The sequence below is a fragment of the Arthrobacter sp. SIMBA_036 genome (genome assembly GCF_046535135.1).
In the GTDB taxonomy this organism is placed as follows: Bacteria; Actinomycetota; Actinomycetes; order Actinomycetales; family Micrococcaceae; genus Arthrobacter.
Map to the genome: position 1 here is coordinate 29,598 of NZ_JAWRXG010000008.1, position 25,348 is coordinate 54,945.

General features: G+C 60.7%; 22 protein-coding genes. 7 read left to right on the plus strand and 15 right to left on the minus strand.

The genetic code is table 11. From position 1 onward, the window contains the following. Window positions 1-36: 36 nt before the first annotated feature. Together SB659_RS12025 and SB659_RS12030 are read left to right on the plus strand one after the other, a co-directional pair. Window positions 37-1,107 carry a ubiquinol-cytochrome c reductase iron-sulfur subunit gene (locus SB659_RS12025; RefSeq protein WP_284974608.1) on the plus strand — a complete coding sequence of 357 codons (1,071 nt, stop codon included), beginning with the start codon at window positions 37-39 and terminating at the stop codon, window positions 1,105-1,107. Continuing rightward, on the plus strand, window positions 1,085-2,758 hold the full coding sequence (locus SB659_RS12030) for a cytochrome b (protein ID WP_284977889.1): 1,674 nt from the start codon (window positions 1,085-1,087) through the stop codon (window positions 2,756-2,758). Before SB659_RS12025 ends, SB659_RS12030 begins: the two co-directional genes overlap by 23 nt. Window positions 2,759-2,869: 111 nt before the next feature. Here SB659_RS12030 and SB659_RS12035 read toward each other — a convergent pair whose 3' ends face one another. Beyond that, on the minus strand, window positions 2,870-3,658 hold the full coding sequence (locus SB659_RS12035) for a GntR family transcriptional regulator (RefSeq protein ID WP_284977890.1): 789 nt from the start codon (window positions 3,656-3,658) through the stop codon (window positions 2,870-2,872). Window positions 3,659-3,821: 163 nt separating this feature from the next. Between SB659_RS12035 and SB659_RS12040 the strand changes: the two genes are divergently transcribed. Then, window positions 3,822-4,115 (plus strand): HPr family phosphocarrier protein, encoded by a 294-nt coding sequence (locus SB659_RS12040; protein ID WP_410550576.1) that lies wholly within the window; start codon window positions 3,822-3,824, stop codon window positions 4,113-4,115. Between the two features lie 74 nt (window positions 4,116-4,189). On the opposite strand, the gene SB659_RS12045 is transcribed toward SB659_RS12040, so the two are convergent. The 5 genes from SB659_RS12045 to SB659_RS12065 all read right to left on the minus strand — a co-directional run bounded on the left by SB659_RS12045 (window position 4,190) and on the right by SB659_RS12065 (window position 9,368). Further along, window positions 4,190-4,591, minus strand: a complete 402-nt coding sequence (locus SB659_RS12045) for a cytochrome c oxidase subunit 4 (protein WP_284974604.1) — start codon at window positions 4,589-4,591, stop codon at window positions 4,190-4,192. Beyond that, entirely contained in the window at window positions 4,588-6,309 is a 1,722-nt protein-coding gene (ctaD, locus tag SB659_RS12050) for a cytochrome c oxidase subunit I (protein ID WP_284974603.1), read from the minus strand. The genes SB659_RS12045 and ctaD overlap by 4 nt, the downstream gene beginning before the upstream one ends. A 10-nt stretch (window positions 6,310-6,319) precedes the next feature. Then, window positions 6,320-7,198, minus strand: coding sequence for a cytochrome c oxidase subunit II (coxB, locus tag SB659_RS12055; RefSeq protein ID WP_284977892.1), 879 nt, complete (start codon window positions 7,196-7,198; stop codon window positions 6,320-6,322). Window positions 7,199-7,381: 183 nt separating this feature from the next. Further along, the gene (locus SB659_RS12060; RefSeq protein WP_284977894.1) at window positions 7,382-7,771 is read right to left on the minus strand and encodes a HesB/IscA family protein; all 390 of its coding nucleotides are present in this window, start codon (window positions 7,769-7,771) and stop codon (window positions 7,382-7,384) included. A gap of 163 nt (window positions 7,772-7,934) precedes the next feature. Continuing rightward, window positions 7,935-9,368 carry a dipeptidase gene (locus tag SB659_RS12065; protein ID WP_284977895.1) on the minus strand — a complete coding sequence of 478 codons (1,434 nt, stop codon included), beginning with the start codon at window positions 9,366-9,368 and terminating at the stop codon, window positions 7,935-7,937. 117 nt (window positions 9,369-9,485) lie between these two features. Here SB659_RS12065 and SB659_RS12070 point away from each other — a divergent pair, with 117 nt between their 5' ends. Then, on the plus strand, window positions 9,486-10,076 hold the full coding sequence (locus tag SB659_RS12070) for a DUF3043 domain-containing protein (RefSeq protein ID WP_284977897.1): 591 nt from the start codon (window positions 9,486-9,488) through the stop codon (window positions 10,074-10,076). 98 nt (window positions 10,077-10,174) lie between these two features. Here the strand turns inward: SB659_RS12070 and SB659_RS12075 are convergent, their stop codons facing one another. Beyond that, window positions 10,175-11,251, minus strand: coding sequence for a quinone-dependent dihydroorotate dehydrogenase (locus tag SB659_RS12075; protein ID WP_410550577.1), 1,077 nt, complete (start codon window positions 11,249-11,251; stop codon window positions 10,175-10,177). A gap of 68 nt (window positions 11,252-11,319) precedes the next feature. Between SB659_RS12075 and SB659_RS12080 the strand changes: the two genes are divergently transcribed. Next, window positions 11,320-13,002 carry an FAD-binding dehydrogenase gene (locus SB659_RS12080; RefSeq protein ID WP_410550578.1) on the plus strand — a complete coding sequence of 561 codons (1,683 nt, stop codon included), beginning with the start codon at window positions 11,320-11,322 and terminating at the stop codon, window positions 13,000-13,002. 9 nt (window positions 13,003-13,011) lie between these two features. Next, window positions 13,012-13,974: an alpha/beta hydrolase gene (locus SB659_RS12085; RefSeq protein WP_410550579.1), complete on the plus strand. Its 963-nt coding sequence runs from the start codon at window positions 13,012-13,014 to the stop codon at window positions 13,972-13,974. A gap of 13 nt (window positions 13,975-13,987) precedes the next feature. Here the strand turns inward: SB659_RS12085 and SB659_RS12090 are convergent, their stop codons facing one another. The 3 genes from SB659_RS12090 to leuA form a co-directional block, all read right to left on the minus strand. Continuing rightward, window positions 13,988-14,812, minus strand: a complete 825-nt coding sequence (locus SB659_RS12090; RefSeq protein ID WP_284977904.1) for an isoprenyl transferase — start codon at window positions 14,810-14,812, stop codon at window positions 13,988-13,990. Between the two features lie 2 nt (window positions 14,813-14,814). Beyond that, entirely contained in the window at window positions 14,815-15,567 is a 753-nt protein-coding gene (gene recO, locus SB659_RS12095) for a DNA repair protein RecO (RefSeq protein WP_284977905.1), read from the minus strand. A gap of 93 nt (window positions 15,568-15,660) precedes the next feature. After that, entirely contained in the window at window positions 15,661-17,400 is a 1,740-nt protein-coding gene (leuA, locus tag SB659_RS12100; RefSeq protein WP_284977907.1) for a 2-isopropylmalate synthase, read from the minus strand. Between the two features lie 244 nt (window positions 17,401-17,644). Between leuA and SB659_RS12105 the strand changes: the two genes are divergently transcribed. Next, complete coding sequence (locus tag SB659_RS12105) at window positions 17,645-19,597, plus strand: M13 family metallopeptidase (protein WP_410550580.1); 1,953 nt, start codon at window positions 17,645-17,647, stop codon at window positions 19,595-19,597. A gap of 47 nt (window positions 19,598-19,644) precedes the next feature. Here the strand turns inward: SB659_RS12105 and SB659_RS12110 are convergent, their stop codons facing one another. The 5 genes from SB659_RS12110 to SB659_RS12130 all read right to left on the minus strand — a co-directional run bounded on the left by SB659_RS12110 (window position 19,645) and on the right by SB659_RS12130 (window position 25,149). Then, on the minus strand, window positions 19,645-21,198 hold the full coding sequence (locus SB659_RS12110; protein ID WP_284977911.1) for an LCP family protein: 1,554 nt from the start codon (window positions 21,196-21,198) through the stop codon (window positions 19,645-19,647). Window positions 21,199-21,313: 115 nt separating this feature from the next. Further along, window positions 21,314-22,300, minus strand: coding sequence for a GTPase Era (gene era / locus SB659_RS12115; protein WP_410550581.1), 987 nt, complete (start codon window positions 22,298-22,300; stop codon window positions 21,314-21,316). Further along, on the minus strand, window positions 22,260-23,597 hold the full coding sequence (locus tag SB659_RS12120) for a hemolysin family protein (RefSeq protein ID WP_284977915.1): 1,338 nt from the start codon (window positions 23,595-23,597) through the stop codon (window positions 22,260-22,262). Before SB659_RS12120 ends, era begins: the two co-directional genes overlap by 41 nt. Further along, window positions 23,594-24,067: an rRNA maturation RNase YbeY gene (ybeY, locus tag SB659_RS12125; protein WP_284977917.1), complete on the minus strand. Its 474-nt coding sequence runs from the start codon at window positions 24,065-24,067 to the stop codon at window positions 23,594-23,596. Before ybeY ends, SB659_RS12120 begins: the two co-directional genes overlap by 4 nt. After that, entirely contained in the window at window positions 24,064-25,149 is a 1,086-nt protein-coding gene (locus SB659_RS12130) for a PhoH family protein (protein ID WP_284977919.1), read from the minus strand. The genes ybeY and SB659_RS12130 overlap by 4 nt, the downstream gene beginning before the upstream one ends. Between the last annotated feature and the right edge of the window lie 199 nt (window positions 25,150-25,348).

Sequence of the window (25,348 nt, forward strand, 5' to 3'; positions counted from 1 at the left end):
TCAGGTCGAGACAACGAGAGAAGGATGAGGCGAATTATGGGCAACCATAGTGACGGCAGTCCGAACCACTCGGGCACCGTAGCTACGGCTGGTCAGAATGAGGTGGAGAAATTCCAGGATCCTGGACTTCCTCCGCATCGTTTGCGCCTGGCTGACACGGACCCGGTAGCCGCAAAGCGTGCGGAGCGTCAGGTAGCCATTCTGTTTGGCATCTCTGTCATTGGCACGCTGGTCTTCTTGGTGGCGTACTTTGCCATCGACTTGGGCAAGGATTCAACCATTGCAACGATCCGTACGCAGAACCTCTTGCTGGGGCTCGGTACTGCATTTGCAATGCTCGGAATCGGCACCGGTATCGTGCACTGGGCCAAGGCCCTCATGCCCGACCACGAAGTGTCAGAGGAACGCCATGCCATTCGCACCGAGGAAGATCGCCAAGCGGCTGTCCGCATCGTTGACGATATCGTCGAAGAGACCGGCATCAAGCGCAGGCCATTGATCCGCAATACCCTTCTTGGCGCTATTGCCTTGGCACCACTTCCGGCGTTGGCCGTCTTCGGCGACCTGGGTCCCCGTCCCGACAACACGCTCGCACACACCATGTGGGCTCCCGACGGCGGCAAGCTCAAGCGCCTGACCCGCGACCCCGACGGCACGCCCATCAAGGCCTCAGACGTCACCATTGGTTCAGCGTTCCACGTCATTCCCGAAGGTCTCAACGAACTTCCGGAAGGCAAGCTCAATGCCAAGGCCAAGGCCGTAGTCCTTCTCATGCGGCTCGATCCCAGTTCCTTGAACCCGTCCGCGGGAAGGGAAAACTGGAGCTACAACGGCATCGTCGCGTATTCCAAGATCTGCACGCACGTCGGTTGCCCCGTTGCCCTCTACGAGCAGCAGACGCACCACCTTCTGTGCCCCTGCCACCAGTCCACGTTCGACCTCACGCAGGAATGCAAGGTCATCTTTGGACCGGCCAGCCGTCCGCTCCCCCAGCTGCCCATCGCAGTTGACGCTGAAGGCTACCTCGTCGCAACCAGCGACTTCAAAGAACCTGTAGGACCGAGTTACTGGGAGCGTGACGAGCATGAGCGCCTCATCAACAGCTGAAGCCCCCTTCGTACCGGAATCCAAAGTTGGCCGTTTCACCAACTTCGTGGATGAGCGGGTGGGCGGCTCCGGCATCCTGCGCGAGTTTGGCCGCAAGGTCTTTCCCGACCACTGGTCATTCATGTTCGGCGAAGTGGCGTTGTACTCCTTCGTCATATTGCTGATGTCAGGTACGTTCCTGACGTTCTTCTTCGATCCGTCCATGGCGGAAACCCACTACCAAGGTTCCTACACTCCGCTGTACAACGTGGATATGTCGGTGGCCTACAACTCCTCACTGAACATCTCCTTCGATGTACGCGGTGGGCTGTTCATGCGCCAGGTGCACCACTGGGCTGCACTGCTGTTCGTCGCATCGCTCAGCGTTCACATGTTGCGCGTCTTCTTCACCGGAGCATTCCGCAAGCCACGTGAAATGAACTGGGTAGTAGGCGGTGTCCTGCTTATCCTCTCGATGGCTGCCGGCTTCACCGGCTATTCATTGCCTGATGATCTCCTGTCCGGCAACGGACTGCGCATTATTGACGGCGTCATCAAGTCCATCCCGATTATTGGAACGTACATCTCGTTCTTCCTCTTCGGTGGGGAATTCCCGGGAACGGCAATCATTGGGCGCCTCTACGTCCTCCACATCCTGCTGGTACCGGCGTTGATCCTTTTGATGATCGTCATCCACCTCTTCATGGTTGTGGTCCACAAGCACACCCAGTACCCCGGCCCGGGCCGCAACGATGGGAACGTCGTCGGATACCCCCTGGGACCCGTTTACGCTGCCAAGGCCGGTGGATTCTTCTTCATCGTCTTCGGCGTCGTGGCACTCATGGCCGCTGCGTTCACGATCAACCCGATCTGGAACTACGGTCCTTACGACCCCTCCCCGGTCTCCGCTGGAACACAGCCTGACTGGTACATCGGTTTCGTTGATGGTGCCCTCCGACTCATGCCGGGTGTTATCAACGGCTGGCACGTCGAGCAGACCATCTTCGGACACACGCTGACGTTGAATGTCCTGCTCCCGGCGCTCGTTCCGGCCGGCATCATCTTCACCGTGTTGTTCACGTACCCGTGGATCGAGCGTTGGATCACCAAAGACAACCGGGAACACCACGTTCTTGACCGTCCGCGGAACGCTCCCACCCGTACGGCCATCGGCGTCGCAGGATTCACCTGGTACTGCGTCATGTGGGCGGCCGCCGGTTCGGACCTTATCGCGACGCACTTCAGCGTTTCGCTGAACGACGTCACCTACTGGCTCCGGACACTGTTCTTCGTCGGACCGTTCATCGCCTTCTTCGTTACCAAACGAGTTGCCTTGGCACTTCAGCGTAAGGACCGGGAAATCGCCCTTCATGGTCGCGAAACCGGCCGTATCGTCCGGCTTCCCCACGGTGAGTTCATCGAGGTGCACGCGCCTTTGGATGAATACAAGCGTTACAAGCTCGTAGGATTCGAGTCACCGCTCCCCCTGCCGGCCCAGCCGAACGGACACGGCGTGGTGACGCGGAGTGAGAAGCGACGCGCGGCTCTTTCCAAGTGGTTCTTTGAGGACAGGGTTGCTCCGGCAACACCTGCCGAGCTCGAGGCAGCCCACGCACATGGTCACCACGAGACCATCGAAGCAGGCGCAGACCAGAAGAGCCTGAGCCACTAACCAGCTCATTTCCAAAAGGGGAAGGCCCAGTCCATAAGGACTGGGCCTTCCCCTTTGCTGTACATTCAGTTGCCCGCTCCAGGACATTCATGTGTCCGCGCAAAGCGCTGACTAATGGGTGCGATATCCCGAAGCGTAATTCCTGGTGGGACGGACGCCCGGGCGCTGCAACGGCACCCACAGCTTGTATCGGTCAGCGCGGTAATAGGACACTGAATAGTCCACCATCGCCCTGGCAACAAATGCATGGCGCTGGATCTTCAGCAGTGGCGACCCCACATCGACATTCAGCAGGCGGGCCGTTGACGGGGAGGCTGCCGTGGCCTCGATCATGTCCTCGCCCCATTCCATCACCAGTCCATAACGCTCACTGAGAATGTTGTATAGGGATGTGGGCGGTGCCTCATCCAAAAGACCGGGTACCCGATGGGCCGGAATGAAGTTCTCGTCCACACTCATCGGCTCGTTATCGGCCAGCAGGAGGCGTCGGAAGCGAACCAGGGGCGTTCCCTCCTCGAGCTGCAGTTCGCGAGCCAGAAAGGCACTGGCGGCTATCTGCTCAAAACTCAGTACCTTAGCAGCGGGTACCATGCCACGCCGTTGCATCTCTTCGCTGTAGGAGGTGAGCTTCACCTGCAGGTCCAACTTGGGCTTCCTCACAAACGTGCCCAGTCCAACAACGCGCTCGAGGACTTCTTCACCAACGAGGGCATCGATTGCTTGCCTGACCGTCATCCTCGCCAGTCCGAAGCGCTCAGAAAGATCCCGTTCCGAGGGAAGGGCAGAACCGGGCGGGCACGATTGCGCTATGAAAGACCGCAGTATCTCCCGGAGTTGCACGTAGATGGGAGTCGCGCTGGTGCGGTCAATGTCGCCCGCAATGTTCGCCGCTTCAGCCACGATATTGGTCCTGCAGAGGATCGCTCATGGTTCAAGCGTAGTTCACACTGGCTACAGGTCTAGACCAGTGTGGCGGTGCCGTTCGTTCAACGGAAACCTCGAAGGCTACGCTTGTAAGGTCAATTTATTGTGGCGGCGGGACCGCCCGAGCGGAGGAGCAGTGTTGCCCGAACAAAGATCCATTGTGGCTGCGGCCCTTGGCCTGCACGCACGGGCGGCTGCCATCTTCGTCCGCGCAGTCACGGACACAGGACTGCCGGTGACAATCCGGAAACCAAACGGATCAGCCGTGGACGCCCGCTCCCTCTTGGAAGTAATGAGTGAAGATTTTGGCCATGGATGCGAGGTCCTGCTTGAGGTTGCGCCTGACGCCCTACCTGGCCCTACCAGCGTGTCCGATGTTGCCGCCGCGCTGAGGTCACTCTCCGCGGTCCTGGAGCGTCCTGGACTCAACTAGGGCACGAACGGCAGCCTTAAACGTCGATGGGCCCCACCAGTGGTGGGGCCCATCGCGCTATTGAAGAGAACTTACTAGTGGGCGTGATCGCCGCGGCTGTACTCGAACACCCATCCCACGAGGGCTACGACAGCCAACCCGGCTGCAATGAACGTGATCCAGAAGCCAATGGCCAAACCAAGGAACCCACTTGCACAAGAGATACCCAGTACCAGCGGCCACCAGCTCCAGGGGCTGAAATGCCCCTGTTCGCCGGCGCCCTCGTGTACCTCAGCGTCGGCGCGGTCTTCAGGGCGCAATCCAACCCGGCGTCCGGTGAATCCCAGGTACGCGCCGATCATGCCGGCCAACCCACCCACCAGCAAGATACCGAGGATGCCTACCCACTCAGACCAGCCGGTCAGGAAGCCATAAACAATAGCTACGGGGACGAAGAAGAAGATGCCGGCTCCGAAGAGCCATGATTCGACTTTCACTTTCGGACGTCCTTCTGGTCGGCGTTACCCAAGGCGGCAGCTGCGGGAGACGGAGCCCCGGCGGTAACGATCTGGGCGAGTTCCGGGTGGTGCAGGTCCAGGGCCGGGCGCTCGGAGCGAATGCGGGGCAAGGAGGTGAAGTTGTGGCGAGGAGGCGGGCAAGAGGTTGCCCACTCCAGCGAGGCACCAAAGCCCCACGGGTCATCAACTTCGACCTTCTTGTCACTGCGCCACGTGATGTAGACGTTCCAGAAGAACGGCAGGAGGGAGGCACCAAGGACGAACGAAGAGATGGTGGAGAACTGGTTCATCCAGGTGAAACCGTCCTGCGGAAGGTAGTCAGCGTAACGCCGCGGCATACCTTCAACGCCAAGCCAGTGCTGGATCAGGAAGGTTCCGTGGAAGCCCAGGAACAACAACCAGAAGTGGATCTTGCCGAGACGCTCGTTGAGCATCTTGCCCGTCCACTTTGGCCACCAGAAATAGAAGCCGGCGAACATTGCGAACACCACGGTGCCAAACACCACGTAGTGGAAGTGGGCCACCACGAAGTAGGAGTCCGAAACGTGGAAGTCAAGCGGCGGTGAGGCGAGGATGATGCCGGTGAGGCCGCCAAAGAGGAAGGTCACCAGGAACCCAATGCTCCAGAGCATCGGAGTTTCAAAGGTGATCGAACCCTGCCACATGGTTCCAATCCAGTTGAAGAACTTCACGCCGGTAGGTACGGCGATCAACATGGTCATGAAGGAGAAGAACGGCAGGAGCACGGAGCCGGTGACATACATGTGGTGTGCCCACACGGTGACGGACAGCGCTGCAATGGCAATTGTCGCGTAGACCAAACCCTTGTAACCAAAGATCGGTTTGCGGCTAAAGACCGGGAAGATCTCGGACACGATGCCAAAGAACGGCAGGGCGATGATGTAAACCTCAGGGTGTCCGAAGAACCAGAACAGGTGCTGCCACAGCACGGCGCCACCGTTGGCCGGGTCGAAAATGTGCGCCCCGAACCGGCGGTCAGCGCCAAGTGCGAACAAAGCAGCTGCAAGCGGCGGGAAGGCCATGAGTACCAGGATCGCGGTCACCAGGGTGTTCCACGTGAAGATCGGCATGCGCCACATGGTCATGCCGGGGGCACGCATGCAGATGATGGTGGTAATGAAGTTGACCGCACCAAGGATGGTTCCGAAACCGGACAGCGCAAGCCCGAAGACCCACAAATCACCGCCAACACCCGGGCTGAACGTGGTGTCGGACAAGGGAGCGTAGGCAAACCAACCAAAGGACGCTGCACCCTGCGGAGTAATGAATCCGGAGACGGCGATGGTGGAACCGAAAAGGAAGAACCAGAAAGCCAAGGCGTTCAGTCGCGGGAAGGCGACGTCGGGCGCGCCGATCTGGAGAGGCATGATCACGTTTGCGAAGCCTGCGAAGAGGGGCGTAGCAAACATCAGGAGCATCACGGTGCCGTGCATCGTGAACAACTGGTTGTACTGTTCCTTGGTCTGCAGGATCTGCATACCCGGCTCAAAGAGTTCAGCGCGGATCAGCAGCGCCATCACGCCACCAAGGCAGAAGAAGACGAACGATGCGATCAGGTACATGTACCCGATGGTCTTGTGGTCCGTGGAGGTGATCCAGTTGACGACGATGCGCCCCTTGGACTTTGGAACTACTGGAGTCTCAAGGACCCCGGCGGATTGAGTGTACGTAGCCACGTCGCTCCCCTTACTTGGTCTGCGTGGTGGTCAGGTCCGGGTTGCGGTCGTAGTCCGCACCGAGGAGACCCGTGTTGCCTGCCTTGCGGAGATCGTCCATGTGAGCCTGGAACTCAGACTGGGAGACAACCTTGACACGGAAGAGCATTTCGGAGTGGTACTCGCCACAAAGTTCAGCGCACTTGCCATCGTAAGTGCCCTCCTTGGTGGGAGTGAACCTGATGTAGTTCGTCTTACCTGGAATCATGTCGCGCTTCTGGAGGAAGGCGGGAACCCAGAAAGAGTGGATGACGTCGCGAGAGTTGAGTTCCAGGTCCACGGACTTGTTGACCGGTAAGTACAACGTGGGGAGGAGGTCCTTGTTGACGTCGTTACCCGTCAGGTGTGCCTGGACACCGGCCTCGTGCAGGTCTTCAGTGATGACCTGGCCCTTTTTGTAGTTGAAGTCCCAAGCCCACTGCTTGCCGCGGACGTCAACGACGACGTCGGCCGGCTGCGATCGGTCATCGATGGCGCGCTGATCCTGGTCGGTGAAGTAGAAGAACACCAACACCATGAAGAGCGGGATGGTCAAGTAGAAGACCTCGAGCGGCAGGTTGTAGCTCAACTGCTTGGGGAAACCCGTGGTGCCCTTGCGGCGACGGTAGGCAATGATGCACCAAACCAGGAGACCCCAAGTGATGATGCCCACTGCCAAGGCGGCGATCCATGAGTTGACCCAGAGGTCCATGATCCGGTCGGTGTGGTCGGTAGTGCCGCGCTCTGTCGGCAGCCAACCCTTCTCTACCTCTGGTGAACATCCGGTCAAAACCAACGCGCCGGCAACTGCCAAGCCAGTGATCGAGGTGATCTTTACGCGTCGGCTGCCGGTTCGGTTCTGCGAACTCACAGACGGCCCTTCCTCTTGTTGCTATCTCCCGGCAGGCCGGAGGCCAACCGGGCACACTAAAAGTTTTACTACCCGATGTAGAGCTTACCGCTACGAAGCGGTTTTTGCGCACATGTCGGCGCCGTGGCTCCCGAGGCGATATAACGGTCAGGAAACGGCGCCGACATGGGGCAATGACCTACGTCAGTGGAACGAATCGCCGCAGGCGCACGAGCCACCCGCATTGGGGTTGTCGATGGTGAAACCCTGTTTTGAGATCGTGTCCTCGAAGTCGATGCTGGCGCCACTGAGATAGGGCACGCTCATCTTGTCCACTACTACCTCGACGCCGTCGTAGTCACGCACGGCATCGCCGTCGAGCAGGCGCTCATCGAAGTAGAGCTGGTAGATCAGGCCGGAGCAACCGCCGGGTTGCACTGCGACCCGCAGGCGCAGGTCCGTCCGGCCCTCTTGCTCCAGGAGGCTGCGGACCTTGCCTGCCGCGACGTCGGTCAGGGCGACCTCGTGCGTGGGGAGCTCATCGCCGGTAATGACCTGCGCTCCGGTGCTGTTTTCGTTGGTTGCAGTGCTCATTGGCCTACCTTCTTATGAAGCTTTTGGCAACAGTGTCGGAGCACTGCCTGCCCTTACCCAAATTACGTACGGGTTATACCTATATGCTACGTCGCGCGGACGCCTAGCTATAACTCTTGGCGTAACCGTGTGCTGCCACTACTTGTTCCCACCTGGCTGGAGTCTATTCGCCGAGCCCGGATGCGTTGAGCCGTGCAAGCATCAGCGCCTCCGCGAGGACCGCGTGGCGGAAATCTCCGATGTGCAGCGACTCATTGGCGCTATGGGCCCGGGAATCGGGATCCTCGACGCCGGTCACCAGGATTTGCGCTTCCGGATAGATGTCCACGAGGTCTGCAATAAAGGGAATGGAACCACCGATGCCCATCTCCACAGCCTTGACTCCCCAAGACTCCTCCAACGCCCAAAGAGCCACGCGCGCGGCTGGTGAAGTGGTATCGGTGGAGAAGGCAGTACCCCGCTCCCCCGGGGCGAATGTCACTTTCGCGCCGAAGGGAGCGTTGGCCAGGAGGTGCTCCCTCAGGGCGTCCATGGCGGCATCGGGATCCTGGCCGGGGGCCAGACGCATGCTGAACTTGGCCCGTGCAGCAGGAATCAAGGTGTTCGAGGCTACATCCACTGCCGGGACGTCCATACCGATAATGGAAAGCGCGGGCTTCGTCCACATGCGGGAAGCGATCGTCCCGCTCCCGGCGAGCCTCACGCCGTCGAGCACTGAGGCATCCGCACGATAATCGGCTTCATCCACATCGACCGCCACATCGTCCCGGGACACCAGGCCGGGCACCGCCACATTTCCCTCATCATCGTGGAGGGTGGCAATCAGGCGGGACAGGAGGGTTGGCGCATCCAGCACAGGGCCTCCGAACATTCCGGAGTGGACGGCGTGGTCCAGGACCCGCACTTCGAACGTTCCATCCACCAGCCCACGCAGACTCGTGGTCAGCGCGGGCACGCCGACCTTCCAGTTGCTGGAGTCGGCGACAACTATGACATCGGCCCGGAGCAGTTCCTGATGCTCTTCGAGGAACGTCCTGAACGTCGGTGATCCTGCTTCCTCTTCGCCTTCGAAAAAGAACGTCACCCCCAGGCCGAAGTCGTCGGCGAGAACTTCTGTCACTGCTGCGTACGCAGCCAGGTGGGCCATAATGCCGGCTTTGTCGTCGGCGGCGCCACGACCGTACAGCCGCCCTTCTCGCTCTTCGGCCACGAACGGCTCAGACATCCATAGGGCAGGATCACCAGGCGGCTGCACGTCATGGTGGGCATAGAGCAGGATGGTCGGCTTGCCGACGGCGGCCGGGCGTCGTGCAACGACGGCGGGACCGCCGGGCGTGCCGTCCGCTTTGTCGCAACGGAGGATACGGACCTCTTCCATGCCGGCGGCCGTGGCCAGTGCGGCCACTGCTTCGGCGCTCCTGTCGAGTTCCCGGGGATCGAAGCTGGCCCAGGCGATACCCGGTATACCGACCAAGTCTTTGAGTGAAGCCAGGGTGGTTTCGAAGGACGCCTCGACGGCGGCGGCAAGCGCTTCTACTGGCGTGTCACCGGAATTGCTGTGCTTGTTCTGCGGGATCTCTCCGCGTGCTGAAGTCATGGCCCACACTTTACCGCCGCGCGTCCCCCGTGCTTGGCTGGGCCGGGCTGTTGGATGAGCGCCACCTGACCGGCTACGCGTAACCTGCGCCACCTTCCTGCGGGGTATTCTGTATGGGTGTTCGGACGCAAAAAGGAAGAGCCCAGCGCTCAATCAGTAGTAGACCAGGCGTATGCCGCCTCGGAGACGGGCCCTGGAAAGGGCTCCCCCACGCCCAAACGGAAGGTTCAGGAAGCGGCCCGCAAACGTCCGCTGGTCCAGACTGACCGGAAAGCTTCGAAAGAAGCCGAGCGTGTCGCCATTCAGGACCAACGTCAAAAAATGCGTCGGGCGCTGGACACCGGTGACGAGAAGTTCCTGCCCCTCAGGGACAAGGGACCCCAGAAACGTTTCACCCGGGACTTTGTCGATGCACGCTTTAGCTTGGGCGAATACTTGATGTTCGGCGCGCTGCTGTTCGTGGTAATCACGCTGGTCATCCCCTCCAACGGTGTGGGGATCAGTTACGTCCTTGTCGCCTTCTGGGTCATGTTCCTCGCCGTTTTTGTCGATGCCTTCATCCTGTCGCGGCAACTGCGCAAGCGGCTCACGGCCAAGTTTGGCCAGGTGGAACGCGGCACCATTTGGTACGGCTGCATGCGTTCCCTTCAGTTCAGGAAGCTCCGCCTTCCCAAGCCACTGGTCAAGCGCGGCCAGTACCCGGGCTAAGGGACCAGCACCCCGGCTAAGGGAGCCTCCCTAGCCGTAGACCCCACACGCAGCAAAAGACCCTGGACCGCCGGTCCAGGGTCTTTTCGTATGCCATATCAGGCGCCGCGTTTGCGGATCTTCGCCAGCCCTTTGTTGATGCGGGCAGCCCAGAACGGCCCTTCGTAGAGAAACGCGGTGTAGCCCTGTACCAGGGTTGCACCTGCATCCAATCTGTCCTGGACATCCTGGACGGACTCGACTCCACCCACTGCAATGAGGACGAGATTGTCCCCCACCGCACTCTTCAGCCTTCGCAAGACCTCCAAAGAACGGCCCTTCAGCGGCGCACCTGAGAGGCCGCCGGCCCCCAGTGCCTGCACCTTGTGCGCATCTGAGGTCAGGCCTTTGCGGGAAATCGTGGTGTTGGTGGCAATGATGCCATCCAATTTGAGGTCCAAAGCGAGCCTTGCGACGTCGTCGACGTCGGCGTCGTCCAGGTCCGGCGCGATTTTGACCAGCAGCGGAACATGGCGTCCGGCCGCTTCATCGGCGCAGTCGCCGACGGCGCGCAGTAACGGGCGCAAGGTTTCGACGTTCTGCAGGAGCCTGAGGCCCGGCGTGTTGGGCGAGCTGACATTGACCACCAGGTAGTCGGCCGCGGGAGCCAGGCTCCGGGCACTGGCCAGGTAGTCCTCGGTTGCGTCCTCAAGCTCGACAACTTTGGTTTTGCCGATGTTGACGCCGATCACCGGGCGCACGTCAGGGTGCGTCCGCTGCAAAGCAGCCCGGGCAGACTTGAGCCGCGGCGCAACGGCGGCAGCGCCGTCGTTGTTAAATCCCATGCGGTTGATGACCGCCCGATCTTCAACCAGTCGAAAGAGGCGTGGCTTGTCGTTGCCCGGTTGCGGTTGGCCGGTGATGGTCCCCACTTCAACATGGCCGAAACCCAACTCGACGAGCGCCTCGATGCCATGCCCTTCCTTGTCGAAACCTGCCGCCAGCCCAAACGGGGAGGGGAAGGTAAGTCCGAACGCCTCGGTCCGAAGGCAGGACTCGGGCTGGGTGATCCTCGCCAGGATGCGGCCTGCACCGGACCGGTGGGCCGCGCGGATGGCTTGGAAACCGATCCTGTGGGCTTTTTCGGCATCCATCCATGAGAAGGCCAACTTGAAGAAGGTGGGGTATACACGCATGCTCCTAGTTTTCCCGCTTACGGACCCCACACCAAACCCATGTACGGGGATGCCGCTAGCATGTAGCCATGCCCGGACTCAATGGTGACGCAGATCATGCAGGGAGCAGGATCGATGCGGACGTAGTGGTGATTGGTGCCGGATTATCCGGACTGGTTGCTGCAGCCCACGCGTACGCCGCTGGCAAGCGCGTTGCCATCCTCGACCAAGAGCCAGCAGCTTCTTTGGGTGGCCAAGCCCATTGGTCATTCGGAGGCCTGTTCATGGTCGACACACCCGAGCAGCGACGATTAGGCGTGAAGGACAGCGCGGAGCTCGCCCTTTCCGACTGGCTGTCTTCCGCGGCTTTCGACCGGCCGGAGGACTCGCTCGCGCGGAAGTGGGCCGAAGCATACGTCCACTTCGCGGCAGGAGAAAAGCGGTCATGGCTCAGGAGCCTCGGCGTCGGATTCTTTCCCCTGGTCCAATGGGCCGAGCGTGGCGGTTACGGGCCAACCGGCCACGGCAACACGGTTCCGCGCTTTCATGTCACTTGGGGTACTGGTCCTGCATTGGTCAAGCCGTTTGTGGCGAAGGTGCAGGAAGGGGTCGACGCCGGAAGGGTCACCCTGCACTTCCGCCATCGGGCCCGTGCGCTGACGAAAACCAATGGCCGCGTGGTGGGCGTTGCCGGCGATGTTTTGGAACTGTCGACGGCGGCACGCGGCGAGGCCTCGTCGAGGGCTGTCACCGGGCACTTCCGTGCCACAGCGGGCGCCGTCGTTGTGTCCACGGGTGGGATCGGAGGCAATCACGCGACTGTGCGCCGGCAGTGGCCGGGGGCCGCCGCCCCTGCGGAGATGCTCTGCGGTGTGCCTTCCTCCGTTGATGGCGAATTCCTCCCGGGCGTGGAAGCAGAGGGCGGGGCCCTTATCAACGGCGACCGCATGTGGCACTACCCTGAGGGCATCCACAACTACGCCCCTGTTTGGCCACTCCACGGCATCCGCATCCTGCCCGGCCCGTCGTCGTTATGGCTGGATGCTGAAGGGCATCAACTTCCCGCACCGCTTTTCCCGGGCTTCGACTCCCTTGGCGCACTTCGACACATCATTGCATCGGGTCATCCCTACTCGTGGTTCGTTCTCGACCGGACCATCGCGCTTAGGGAACTTGGCCTGTCCGGGTCTGAACAGAACCCGGACCTTACGGGGCAGAGTGTGCAGATGCTCTTCTCACGTCTCAGGCCCGGCAGTGATACGCCCATCCAGCGTTTCCTGGATCGCGGCGTGGACTTCCTCCAGGCGGGATCCGTGCCCGAGCTGGTCTCCAAGATGAACGCGTTGGTTGGAAATAATCTGCTGGACGCGCATTCTGTGGAGTCACTGATCCGTGCCCGCGATCGGCAGGTCTCCTCCGGTCTGGGCAAGGATCCACAGCTTACCGCCATCCGGGCAGCCCGCCGCTTCGCCACAGACCGACTGATGCGGGTTGCTCCCCCGCACGAGCTCCTGGACCCTGCCCACGGACCACTGCTAGCCATCCGGTTATCAGTACTGACCAGAAAGAGCCTCGGGGGCCTCCAGACGGACCTGAGATCGCGGGTAATGGATGCTGCCGGGGATCCCATCCCGGGGCTGTACGCGGCAGGAGAAGCTGCAGGCTTTGGAGGGGGTGGCATTCACGGGTACCGGGCACTGGAAGGGACGTTCCTGGGTGGATGCCTGTTCTCCGCGAGGGCGGCAGGCCGGGATGCCGCAGCCAGCACCTAGGCTGGGACCATGGGCTGGACTGAAGACATCTTGGGACCTGGCTTCGAGGCCTACCGGTATGAGTCGCCGGCACCTGACGGTGGAATCCGCCGCGCCACGCTGGTCAGGTACAGGTCCGGCGGTCGCAGCCCCAGGCATTCCACTGCCGTGTTGTTCCTCCATGGCTGGAGTGACTACTTCTTCAACACGGAGCTGGCAGGGTTTTGGGACGCGCAGGGCTACGATTTCTACGCCTTGGACCTGCACAACCATGGGCGCAACATAGAGCCGGGAATCACGGCGGGATATGTCGCGGACCTGGCTGATTACGACGCCGAGATCGGCTGGGCCATCGAAACGGTGCAGGAAGACCGAGACGCTGCGGCACCGGCGGGCGTGATCTTGATGGGTCATTCAACCGGAGGGCTGATAGCCGCCCTGTGGGCAAGCCGCCACCCTGGGCGCCTTCACGGGTTGATCCTCGACAGTCCCTGGTTGGAGATGCATGGGGGTGCCTTGGTTCGACGGGTGGCGCATGCCCTCTTGGCGCCCGCTGCAAGCATCAGGCCCGAAGCGGTCCTTCGCTTGCCACAACGGGGATTCTACTTTCGCAGCATCAGTGATTCGGCCGACGGAGAATGGGCCTTGGACCAGAAGCTTCGGCCACCTTTTGCGTTCCCGGTGAGGGTGGGGTGGCTCCGAGCCGTCTTTGCCGGTCACGCCGAAGTAGCCCGGGGCCTGGGTTTGGAAATCCCGGTGTTGGTGCTGATCTCCGCAGGCAGTTCCACAGGCATGGTGTGGAACGAGTCCATGCGACGCTCGGATGCGGTCTTGGACGTAAGGCTTATCGGCCTGCGTGCCATGTCGCTAGGCAAAACGGTCACCATCGAGCGGATCGACGGCGCCCTACATGACGTTTTCCTGTCAGCGCCGAACGTTCGCGGGGACGCATACGCGCGCGTGGCGCGCTGGGTGAAGAGCTTCCTTCAGTAGTAACACAAGCCTGCTAACCAACTGCGGTTGCGGCGTCCACCGCTCCCCCATATCGGCGGTCACGTTTGGCATAGATTTCGACGGCGTCCCACAGCGTGCGCCTGTCAACATCCGGCCACAGGGTATCCATGAAGACAAACTCGGCGTAAGCGGATTGCCACAGGAGGAAGTTGGAGAGCCTTTGCTCGCCCGAACTACGCAAAAACAGGTCCACGTCCGGCAAGTCCGGCTCGTCCAAGTACTTCTGGATTGTCTTCTCGGACACCGAACCCGGCTTGAGCCGCCCTTCGGCGACGTCGCGCGCTATCGCTGCAACGGCGTCGGCTATTTCAGCGCGGCCGCCGTAATTAACACACATGGTTAGCGTGCAGGTCTCGTTGGCGCGTGTGTAGTCTTCAGCGTCTTCCAACTCCTTGATGACCGAGCCCCATAGCTTGGGCCGCCGGCCGGCCCAGCGGATGCGGACGCCCCATTCGTCGAGCTGGTTGCGCTGGCGCCGTAGCACGTCCTTGTTAAATCCCATCAGGAAGCGCACCTCCTCGGGCGACCGCCGCCAGTTCTCCGTGGAAAAGGCGTAGACGCTCACGTACTTGATGCCGAGTTCTATGGCTCCGGCCATCACGTCCAGCAACGCAGGCTCCCCTGCTTTGTGGCCCTCGATGCGCGGCAGGCCACGCTGATTTGCCCAACGGCCATTGCCGTCCATGACGATAGCTACATGCTGCGGGATCAGCTCGCTGGGAATACGCGGCGGCTCAGCACCGGAGGGATGCTTGTAGGGCGCAATGACCGGGTTCGTCCTGGGCGCGCGTGCCTTAGTCTTCTTTCCAAGTGCCACAGTCAGCTACGCTCCACATGTTTGAGTGATTTGACGGCCCGTTCCAAATGCCATTGCAAATAGCTTGCCACCAGCCCGGCCGCTTCGCGTCTGTGCCGTGCATCAGAAACATCGGCCACAGACCAGTTGCCAGTCAGCAAGGCACCGAGCAAACCTACCGTCTCGGGAGCGGGTGCAGGGGAACCCGGTGGCCTGCAGTCGTTGCACACCATGCCGCCCAGGGGTGCAGCGAAAGCCGTATGGGGCCCCGGGCGTCCACACCGGGCACAATCGGTAAAGCTTGGCGCCCACCCACCGGTTGAAAGTGCCCGCAAGAGATACGAGTCCAGGATCAGTTCCGGTGGGTGGTCGGAGCGGCTCAATGCGGCCAAAGCCCCGACCAGCAGGGTGTATTGTGCAGTTCCCGACTCCGCGTCAACATCCGTAAGCTTCTCCGCGGTCTCCGTCATTGCCGCAGCGACGGTGAACCGCCCGTAGTCGGCCGCGATACTGGTCCCGTAGGCCCCCTTCGCAACCGCTTGCGTCACGATATCCAACGTGCGTCCAGCGACGAGCTGCAAGTCAGCGACCATGAATGGTTCCAAACGTGCGCCGAACCGGCTGGTAGTCCTCCGCACACCCTTCGCCACCGCACGAACCTGGCCATGATGCTTGGTCAGCAAAGTGATAATGCGATCGGCTTCCCCCAGCTTGTGGGTACGGAGCACCACGGCATCATCCCGGTAGGACCGGGCTGCAAAAGACGGATTGGCCACAACTAATCTTCGCACTACAGGGACAAAGGAACCGGCAGTTTCGCCGTGTGGAGACGGTATTTCCCGTCACCACACGGCGGTCCGGGAATGACCCTATGCCTGCGCGTCCCTAACGGCCCGGTTGACGGCCGAAATCAGGGCCTTCAGTGAGGACGTGGTAGTGCTGGGATCGATCCCGACGCCCCAAAGGACGCGGTCACCAACGGCGCACTCCACGTATGCAGCTGCACTGGCGCTCCCGCCCTCGGAGAGGGCGTGCTCGCTGTAGTCGAGGACGCGGACATCCACGCCGTCGTGGTGCAGGATGTCCAGCAATGCAGCGATCGGACCATTGCCGTGCCCGGTTCGGCGGACTTCCACACCATCGATGCGCAGGTTCGCGGTCATCGTCATCGCGCCCGACTCATCGGTTTCGGTGCTGACGCTGCCCAAGGAATAACGGCCCCATTGCGCTTCCTTTTCAGGTGATGGCAGGTACTCGTCCTGGAACATCTGCCACAGCTGACTGCCACTTACCTCACCTCCAACAGCATCGGTGCGGCGCTGGATCACTCCTGAGAACTCGATCTGGGCCCGGCGCGGCAGGTCCAGGTTGTGCTCGTTTTTCAGCAGGTACGCCACGCCACCCTTGCCCGATTGCGAGTTGACGCGGATCACGGCTTCGTAGCTGCGGCCCAGGTCCTTGGGATCGATGGGCAGGTACGGGACCTGCCACGTGAAGTCTTCCACGGCCTTGCCTGCTGCTGCGGCGTCCTTTTCGAGGGCTTCAAAGCCCTTCTTGATCGCATCCTGGTGGGATCCGGAAAATGCCGTGAAGACGAGGTCGCCGCCATAGGGCGACCGTTCCGGAACAGGCAACTGGTTGCAGTACTCCACCGTGCGCCGCACTTCGTCGATGTCCGAGAAGTCGATCATGGGGTCGACGCCTTGCACGAACATGTTCAGCCCCAGCGTCACCAGGTCCACGTTGCCCGTACGCTCGCCGTTGCCAAACAAGCAGCCTTCAATACGGTCAGCACCGGCCAGGTAGCCGAGCTCAGCAGCAGCGACACCCGTGCCACGGTCATTGTGGGGGTGCAGGGAGATGATGATGCCTTCGCGCGGGTGCAGGTTCCGATGCATCCATTCGATGGAATCGGCATAAACGTTGGGGGTCGCCATTTCCACGGTGGCGGGCAGGTTGATGATGACTTGTTTGTCGGCAGAGGCCTCAAAGATGTCGGCGATGGCATTGCACACCCGTGCCGCATATTCGAGTTCTGTTCCCGTGAAGGACTCCGGCGAATATTCGTACGTGATGTGGGTGTCCGCGAGGGTTTCCTCGTACTTCTTGCAGAGCCGGGCGCCTTGCAAGGCGATGTCCAGGATGCCGTCTTCGTCCTGGTTGAAGACGACACGGCGCTGCAACACCGATGTGGAGTTATACAGGTGCACGATGGCCTGTTTTGCCCCCACCAAGGACTCGTAGGTCCGTTCAATGAGGTGCTCACGTGCCTGCGTCAATACCTGGATGGTGACGTCGTCCGGGATGTGGCCACCTTCGATGAGCTGGCGGACGAAGTCGAAGTCTGTCTGCGATGCAGAGGGAAAGCCAACCTCGATCTCCTTGTAGCCCATTTTGACCAGCAACTGGAACATCTTCAGCTTGCGGGCGGGACTCATGGGGTCTATCAGGGCCTGGTTGCCGTCCCGCAAATCAACGGCGCACCAGCGCGGAGCCTTGGTGATGACCTTGTCAGGCCAAGTACGGTCCGGAACGTCGACAGTGATCTGGTCTTGGAACGGCAGGTAGCGATGGGTGGGCATACCGGAGGGCTTTTGTGCATTACGCATGGCGTGGGCCTTTTCTCTAAGAACTATTGGAAAGCTTAGCCGGGCACACCGAAACTCCGCGGCGAGGATGGCCCAGCGTCAGATAGCTTTCAGGCCTCGCCGCGGCAGCTAAGAAGAAGCATTCCCGCACGCACATGGCCAGAGTAGCACGGTGCGTATGATGACAGTGCAACACCTCTAGCAACGTCCACCATGCAGACGCGGCAGCGGGGCAACGCCGCTGCACGGTACACGAGGAGCCACAGTGCCACAGTCGGGGATTACTCTTTCCAACATCGATCCTGGCGTCCGCGCCCAGGACGACCTCTACCAGCACGTCAATGGTGCCTGGTTGAACAGCACCTCAATTCCCGACGACCGAGCTCTTGAGGGAACTTTCACCGCATTGCGCGATGGCGCCGAATTGGCTGTTAGGTCGATCATCGAGGAAGCTGCGGCCAAGGGTGCGGCAGCAACCGGAGTCGAACAGCAAATTGGCGGGCTTTACTCCAGTTTCATGGACGAGGCCGCGGCGGAAGAAAAGGGAATGACACCCATCAAGGGCCGTCTCGAAGAGGTACGTTCGGTGGAATCGTCTGCGGAACTGGCCGCCCTGGTGGGCAAACTGTTCCGGGCGGACGTCTCCGGATTGTTCTCGATCTACCCGGCCCCCGACGCCGGCAACCCTGAACGTATTCTTCTCTATATCGGCCAGGGTGGCTTAGGTCTTCCGGACGAGTCCTACTACCGGGATGACAAGTTTGCCCCCGTTGTCTCGGCCTACGGCGAGTACATTTCGCGGCTGCTGACGTTGGCAGCCGTCCCTGACCCCGAAGGCGCGTCGGAACGCATCGTCGCACTGGAGACGGCGCTGGCCTCACATCACTGGGACAACGTCACCTTGCGCGACCCGCAAAAGACATACAATCTCAAATCCGCTGAGGAAGCGACAGCCCTGTTCCCGCTCCTGGACACGTGGTTCGAGGCCGCGCGCATCGACAGCGACAAGCGTTCCGAGCTGGTAGTCAGCACCCCGGACTTCTTTGCCGGGGCCGCGGAGTTGCTTGAGTCCCAGCCGCTGTCCACCTGGAAGGAATGGCTTGTGCTGCGGGTTATCAGCTCCGCTGCTCCGTACTTGTCCAGCGATTTCGTGGAGACCAACTTCAACTTTTACGGCACAACGCTTACCGGCACGCCGCGGAACAAGGAACGCTGGAAGCGGGGCGTCGCCGTCGTCGAAGCTGCGCTAGGCGAGGCCGTGGGCCAGATTTACGTCCAGCGGCATTTTCCCGAGGGTCACAAGGCGCGGATGGAGACCCTGGTCGCCAACCTGATCGCCGCCTATCGCGACAGCATCTCGTCCCTGGATTGGATGGGTGAAGAAACCAAGGCGGAGGCCCTCAAGAAATTGCAGGCATTCCGCCCGAAGATCGGGTTCCCCGACCAGTGGATCGACTATTCGGACGTGCGTATCGACCCGGCAGACCTGCTGGGGAACGTCGAGCGTGCCCACAATGCCGACGTCGACAGGCACCTGGACGAAATCGGCAAGCCGGTGGATCTCAACAAGTGGCTGATGACCCCACAGACGGTGAACGCCTACTACCACCCCATGCTGAACGAGATCGTTTTTCCCGCAGCGATTTTGCAGCCGCCGTTTTTCAACGCCGACGCCGATGACGCCGTGAATTACGGCGGTATCGGCGCGGTCATCGGCCACGAGATCGGCCACGGATTCGATGACCAAGGGTCCCAATTCGACGGGAGCGGAGCGCTGCGGAACTGGTGGACGGACTCGGACCGCGCCGCGTTCGAAACCCGTACCGCCAAGCTTGTGTCTCAGTACGACGCCCTCTCCCCCTACGCGGCGCCGGATCACAAAGTGAACGGAAAGTTGACGCTAGGCGAGAACATCGGGGACCTGGGAGGCCTGACCATCGCATATAAGGCTTATATGCTCAGCCTGGACGGAAAGCAGCCGGAGGTTCTTGATGGCTTCACCGGCCCTCAACGGTTCTTTATGTCGTGGGCAGCGGGTTGGCGCCAGGTCATCCGCACCGAAGAAGCCATTCGCAGGCTGGCTACGGATCCGCACTCACCCAACGAGTTCCGGACCAACGCCATCGCCCGAAACCTCGACGCCTTCCATGAAGCGTTCAACGTGGCGCCCGAGGACGGAATGTGGATGGAGCCCGCTGACAGGGTCAGCATCTGGTAGGCAGCCTGTGCCCACCAGGCCGGGCCTGGTGGGCACAGGCTTCAGCACTACTGCGTGATGTTCAGCGGGTTGACCTGTTGGCACACGGCATCGTTGGCCGTTTGGTTGACAACGTTCGCAGGAACGGATGCCGTGCCATAGGCCGTCCCAGTCAGGAAGTCCGTGCCCACGGACAGCTGGACCCCGGATACCGCGGGAGCCTGTTTCACCTGCGCGGCCGGTATCTTGAACAGGGCTGCCACGTCGGTGGCGACGTCCGCGAACCCCGCACCGTAGTACACCACCGTCTGGTCCACCGGATTAGCAAGGTAGGCCACGGAGTCCGTGAAACCGTTGGCAGCCAAGGCCGCCGTCAGTTCCTGGCCGCGGGTTGCGACGCCGCTGCCGTTTGCAACCGCCACAGGTTGGATGGCTTTGTTGTACGCGGGAGCGGGAGGAGCGGCGACTGGCGGTTGCGATGATGCACTGGCAGCCGGGCTCGACGTTGCGCCGGGGGTGGTCAGATCCAGGTCAGCGCGCAGCGCGGCAAACAGCTGCGACGCTTGGGGCTCTACAAGTTCCAAGCGGTTTGGGTCCACCGCCGCTGGCTGGGTGGGCACCGAAACGAACGCCACTTTGGACACGTCGATGTCTTTGAGGCGTCCCCCGATTGTCAGCAGCGAAGGAACGGACGCGAGACCCTCGTCGACAGTAAGGTTCTGGGTGACGACGTCGGCAATCTGCAGGAGTTTTTGCGGGTTGCCAAGTGTGCCGTCGGCCTTAAGCTTCCTGGTCAACGACGAGAGGAACGCTTGCTGTGCCTTAATCCGGCCCAGGTCGCTACCATCACCAAAAGCGTGGCGTGTGCGGAGGAACGAAAGTGCTTGTTCGCCTTCGACGAGTGAGTTGCCTTTGGGAAGCCGGAGACCGGAATCCGGATCAAAAACGGGATCGCTGACGCATACGTCCACGCCGCCTACAGCCTTGGATAATTCCTTGACCGCATTAAAGTCGGCCATCATGAAGTGGTCTACCTTCAAACCGGTCAATTTGTCGATGGTATCCACGGCACAACCGATACCTGCCTCAGCCATGGCCTCATTGATCATCACGCCACTGCGGGCGGGAAAGGTTTGGTTGTTGGTGTGGTCGGTGCATTGCGGCACATCAACCAGCAGGTCACGCGGGAAACTCATCACACTGACGCGTTTGTTATCGGCCGAGATATCCAACAGCATCATCACATCCGAATGGCCGTATCCGGTGGAATCGGCGCTGTTGCCGTATTGGGAGTTTTTCCCGTCCCGGGTGTCCGAGCCGAGAATAAGGATCTGCAAGCGATCGGACTTGTCATTTGCTACGGCTTCGCTGGCATCCCGGGTCTCCGCCGCGCTGAGGGGTGCCTTGGTGATGTTCGACTGCAACCGGACCAACCAAAAAGCGGCAAAGGCAAAACCTCCCAGGAGGACCAATGCCACAATTCCGCTGACAACCTTTATCCAAAGCGGAAGGCCTTTAGGAGCGTTCATATGCCGGGGAGTGCCCGGGGCATCTTCTCCTGGCGCTCCCGCCGGGGTTCCAGCGATGCCGGTGCCCTGCCGGCGGGCCTCACGACGTCGCACTATTCGGTTTACCTTTCCTCAAACACGTGGAGTCCCGCAATCATAGTTGCCGAAAACGGGAAGTTCTCCATCCACGCAAAGCCACGCCGGGCCAACAATGTGGCGAGACCGCTGCCTAGAAACCCAACTTGACCAATTGCTTGGGATCCCGTTGCCAATCTTTGGCTACCTTGACATGGAGGTCGAGGTAAATGCGGGTACCAAGCAGGGTTTCGATACCTTTACGGGCATTGGTACCAACTTCGCGGAGCCGGCTTCCTCCCTTGCCGATGATGATTGCTTTCTGGGAAGGCCGCTCGACGTAAAGATTGACCCGTACATCCAAGAGGGGGTTATCTTCTGTCCGACCCTCGCGGGGAACGATCTCATCCACCACCACGGCCAACGAGTGGGGAAGCTCGTCCCGCACCCCTTCCAAGGCGGCTTCCCGAATAAGTTCGGCGATCATGACGGCCTCTGGCTCGTCGGTCAACTCGCCATCGGGATACAAAGGAGGCGACGGCGGCATGTGGCTGATCAGGACGTCGGCAACGGTGCTGACCTGGAAGCCGTCGGCAGCTGAGACGGGGACGATGTCTGCCCACCCCTGCTCACCGAGGACTTCCCGACCCAGCGCGGCGACAGCAAGCAACTGTTCCGTCAACGCCTGGCGATCCACTAAGTCGGTCTTCGTCACGAGGGCAACAATTGGCTTACGGCCGACGGCAGCCAACTGGGCCGCAATGTATTTGTCGCCCGGACCAATTTTTTCGTTGGCCGGCAAACAGAATCCGATCGCGTCGACCTCTGCGAGGGTATCCGCAACCAAATCATTGAGCCTTTTGCCAAGGAGCGTCCTGGGCCTGTGAAGGCCCGGGGTGTCCACCAGGATCAGCTGAGCATCGTCACGATGAACAATGCCTCGAATGGTATGCCGGGTTGTCTGCGGCTTTGCTGAGGTGATGGCCACCTTTTGGCCCACCAAAGCGTTGGTCAGGGTCGATTTCCCCGCGTTTGGACGGCCAACGAGCACGGAAAAACCAGCGTGGAAGCCACCGAAGTCCTCATCGGCGTCGAATTTCTTATATTGCTTGCTCACGTGGTTCTCCCTGTTGTGTTGCATCGGCCTCGTCGAGAAGGCCTTCAAAGTCAGTGTCTTCCTTTGGCATGGCTGCCGCAATAACGTGGCTCACCCTGTTCCGGCGACCCTCCAGCCTATCTGCCCTGAGGGACACACCATTCACATCGACCGAGCTGCCTACGATGGGCACTTGGCCGAGTGCCTTGGCCAGCAGGCCGCCCACGGTGTCCACTTCGTCGTCGTCGAGGTCGAGGTCGAACAGCTCGCCGAGGTCGTCGATACTCATGCGGGCGCTTACCCTGTACGTGCCATCTCCCAAGTCGACGCACTCTTCAGCGGCGGAATCGTACTCATCCACGATTTCACCCACGATTTCCTCGATGAGGTCTTCGAGGGTGACCAAGCCGGCAGTTCCGCCGTACTCGTCAATGACAATGGCCACATGCGTTGATTCCTGTTGGAGTTCCTTGAGGAGGTCACTGACAGGCTTGGATTCCGGAACGTAACGCACCTCGCGCGCGAGCGAGTCGACGTACCGGGGTTCGACGGCGGCTTCCACACGATACATGGCAGCCGCAACATCCTTGAGGTAGAGAATGCCACGGATCTGGTCCGTGTTCTCGCCGATCACCGGGATCCGCGAATAGCCCGACCGGAGGAAGAGGCCCATCGCCGTATCGAGGTTTGAGCCTGTGCCGATGCTGACGATGTCGGTGCGGGGAACCATTACCGAACGGACTAAAGTGTCGCCGAAGTCGAAGACCGAATGGATGAGTTCGGCTTCGTTGTCCTCGATCATGTCCGATTCCGCGGCACGATCGACGAATTCACGGAATTCTTCTTCGCTGACAAACGCGTCGTCCCCACCGGGGGCTCCGGGGGCTACCGCTTGTCCCAGGGCAACCAGCCATCCAGGGATGGGTCCAAGTATCCAGCAGAGGAACCTGATCAAGGGCGCCGTGAACCTGACCACCGGTCCGGAATGCGCCCGTCCCAGCTGCCGGGGCGAGACGCCCACCAGCATGAAGCCGATAACCGCCATGACGACGGTGGCCACTAATCCCGCAAGCCAGATGTTGTCCAGCAAACCAAGCAACACCAAGGCAACAGCGACGGCGGCAGCCATTTCAAACCAAACCCGCCAAAAACGGAGGGCACGCATGTGGGCAATCGGATTTTTCAGGATACTTCCCAGCGCAAGGCCCCTCCCCTTCCCGCGGTGAAGCGACTGCTCGGCCTCGTGCCTGGGTAGGAAGTTAAAGGCAGCCTCGGCTGCGGTCAGCAAAGCAACGAAGCTGAGAAAAACCAGCGCCATGCCAACCAGGATGGCCCACGTCACTGCATGGTCTCCATGGGGGCATCCTTGCCCAGGAATTCAGACAGCAGTTCCCGCTGCAAGCCAAACATCTCTTCTTTTTCCGTCGGTTCGGCGTGGTCGAAACCAAGCAGGTGCAGAATGCCGTGTGTCGTCAGCAACAGCATTTCGTCCTGGGTGGGATGGCCCGCGTTTCGAGCCTGGACTTCGGCCACTTGCGGACAGATCGCAATATCCCCCAGCATTCCCTGCGGGGTCGGCCGATCCGGAGTGCCCGGCGACAACTCATCCATGGGTACGGAAAGGACATCCGTGGGCCCGGGCTCGTCCATCAATTCCACATGGAGCTTCTCCATGGCGGCTTCATCAACCAGGAGGATGGACAGCTCCGCCTGCGGGTGGATGTAGAGCCGCTCAAAGATGAAGCGTGACAGTGTCACCAGTTGGGCCTCGTCGACGTCCACGCCGGACTCGTTATTGACTTCAATACTCATCGGCGGTCTCCCCGTTTGTGCTGGGCCCCAGCAAGATTTTCCGTGCGATGGGCGTCATCCCATGAGCTATAGGCAGAAACGATGTCCGCCACCAGGCGGTGCCTTACGACATCCGCGGCGTCGAGGATTGAAAAGTTCACGTCATCGATGCCGTCAAGGATCTCGCGGACAATCCGCAGCCCCGATGTGGCTCCAAACGGGAGGTCGATCTGGGTAACGTCCCCTGTAACCACCATCTTTGAGCCGAAACCCAGGCGGGTGAGGAACATCTTCATCTGCTCGGGGGTTGTGTTCTGGGCCTCGTCAAGGATGATGAACGCATCATTGAGGGTACGGCCGCGCATGTACGCCAGCGGGGCGACCTCTATGGTGCCGGCGGCCATCAGCCGGGGGATCGATTCCGGATCCATCATGTCGTGGAGGGCATCGTACAGCGGCCGAAGGTAAGGATCGATCTTGTCACTCAGCGTTCCCGGCAGGAACCCCAGGCGCTCTCCGGCTTCCACCGCAGGCCTGGTCAAGATGATGCGGCTGACTTCCTTCAGCTGAAGAGCCTGCACGGCCTTGGCCATTGCCAAATATGTCTTGCCCGTTCCGGCGGGGCCGATACCGAAAATCACCGTGTTGTCATCAATCGCGTCAACGTAGTTCTTTTGGTTCAGCGTCTTGGGGCGGATGGTCTTGCCCCGGCTGGAAAGGATGTTGTGCGTCAGGACGTCCGCTGGATTCTGGACGGACTGGGTCCGCAACAGGGAAACCAACTGCTGCAAAACGTCCGGGGTAACCAGGGTCCCCTTGGCAACGAGCCCGCGAACTTCCTCAAGCAGGCGCATGATCCGAGGTATGACGATCGAAGGACCAGTCATGGACAACTCGTTACCGCGTGCGTGGAAGTTGACGTCCGGGAATTGTTCCTCGATGTACCGCAAGGCCTCGTCATGGCTGCCTAGTGAGTGAACCATCTGGTCGGAGTTGTCGAACGTGACGATTTCCGTGCGCGTGCCCGGCAAGGTGTGCGGGAACTCAGTTGGAGCCGGGTTACCGTTACCGGTCCTCGGCCTCCCATTCAAAGATTCACTCATGGTGCTGGCTGCTAAGCCTGTTCTCCTCTGGTTGTCTAGGCAATTCATCGATTCCAGCGGCGCTTGCTGTGGCTTCACCAGCGTCCTCGAACCACTTCAATCCTACGCCAGCCTGACTCGATGTCGGCGTTGGTCTCAACTCCGCATCGGGCTGGTATCAATCACGTTTCAGTTAGCGCCCTTCACCGTATTCGCAAGG

Coding starts and splice junctions, on each gene's coding strand:
- leuA (WP_284977907.1), bottom strand. CDS start 17,400: ATGCGTAATGCACAAAAGCCCTCCGGTATGCCCACCCATCGCTACCTG.
- SB659_RS12075 (WP_410550577.1), bottom strand. CDS start 11,251: ATGCGTGTATACCCCACCTTCTTCAAGTTGGCCTTCTCATGGATGGAT.
- SB659_RS12065 (WP_284977895.1), bottom strand. CDS start 9,368: ATGACTTCAGCACGCGGAGAGATCCCGCAGAACAAGCACAGCAATTCC.
- SB659_RS12085 (WP_410550579.1), top strand. CDS start 13,012: ATGGGCTGGACTGAAGACATCTTGGGACCTGGCTTCGAGGCCTACCGG.
- SB659_RS12130 (WP_284977919.1), bottom strand. CDS start 25,149: ATGAGTGAATCTTTGAATGGGAGGCCGAGGACCGGTAACGGTAACCCG.
- SB659_RS12060 (WP_284977894.1), bottom strand. CDS start 7,771: ATGAGCACTGCAACCAACGAAAACAGCACCGGAGCGCAGGTCATTACC.
- era (WP_410550581.1), bottom strand. CDS start 22,300: ATGCAACACAACAGGGAGAACCACGTGAGCAAGCAATATAAGAAATTC.
- SB659_RS12030 (WP_284977889.1), top strand. CDS start 1,085: ATGAGCGCCTCATCAACAGCTGAAGCCCCCTTCGTACCGGAATCCAAA.
- SB659_RS12025 (WP_284974608.1), top strand. CDS start 37: ATGGGCAACCATAGTGACGGCAGTCCGAACCACTCGGGCACCGTAGCT.
- ybeY (WP_284977917.1), bottom strand. CDS start 24,067: ATGAGTATTGAAGTCAATAACGAGTCCGGCGTGGACGTCGACGAGGCC.
- SB659_RS12080 (WP_410550578.1), top strand. CDS start 11,320: ATGCCCGGACTCAATGGTGACGCAGATCATGCAGGGAGCAGGATCGAT.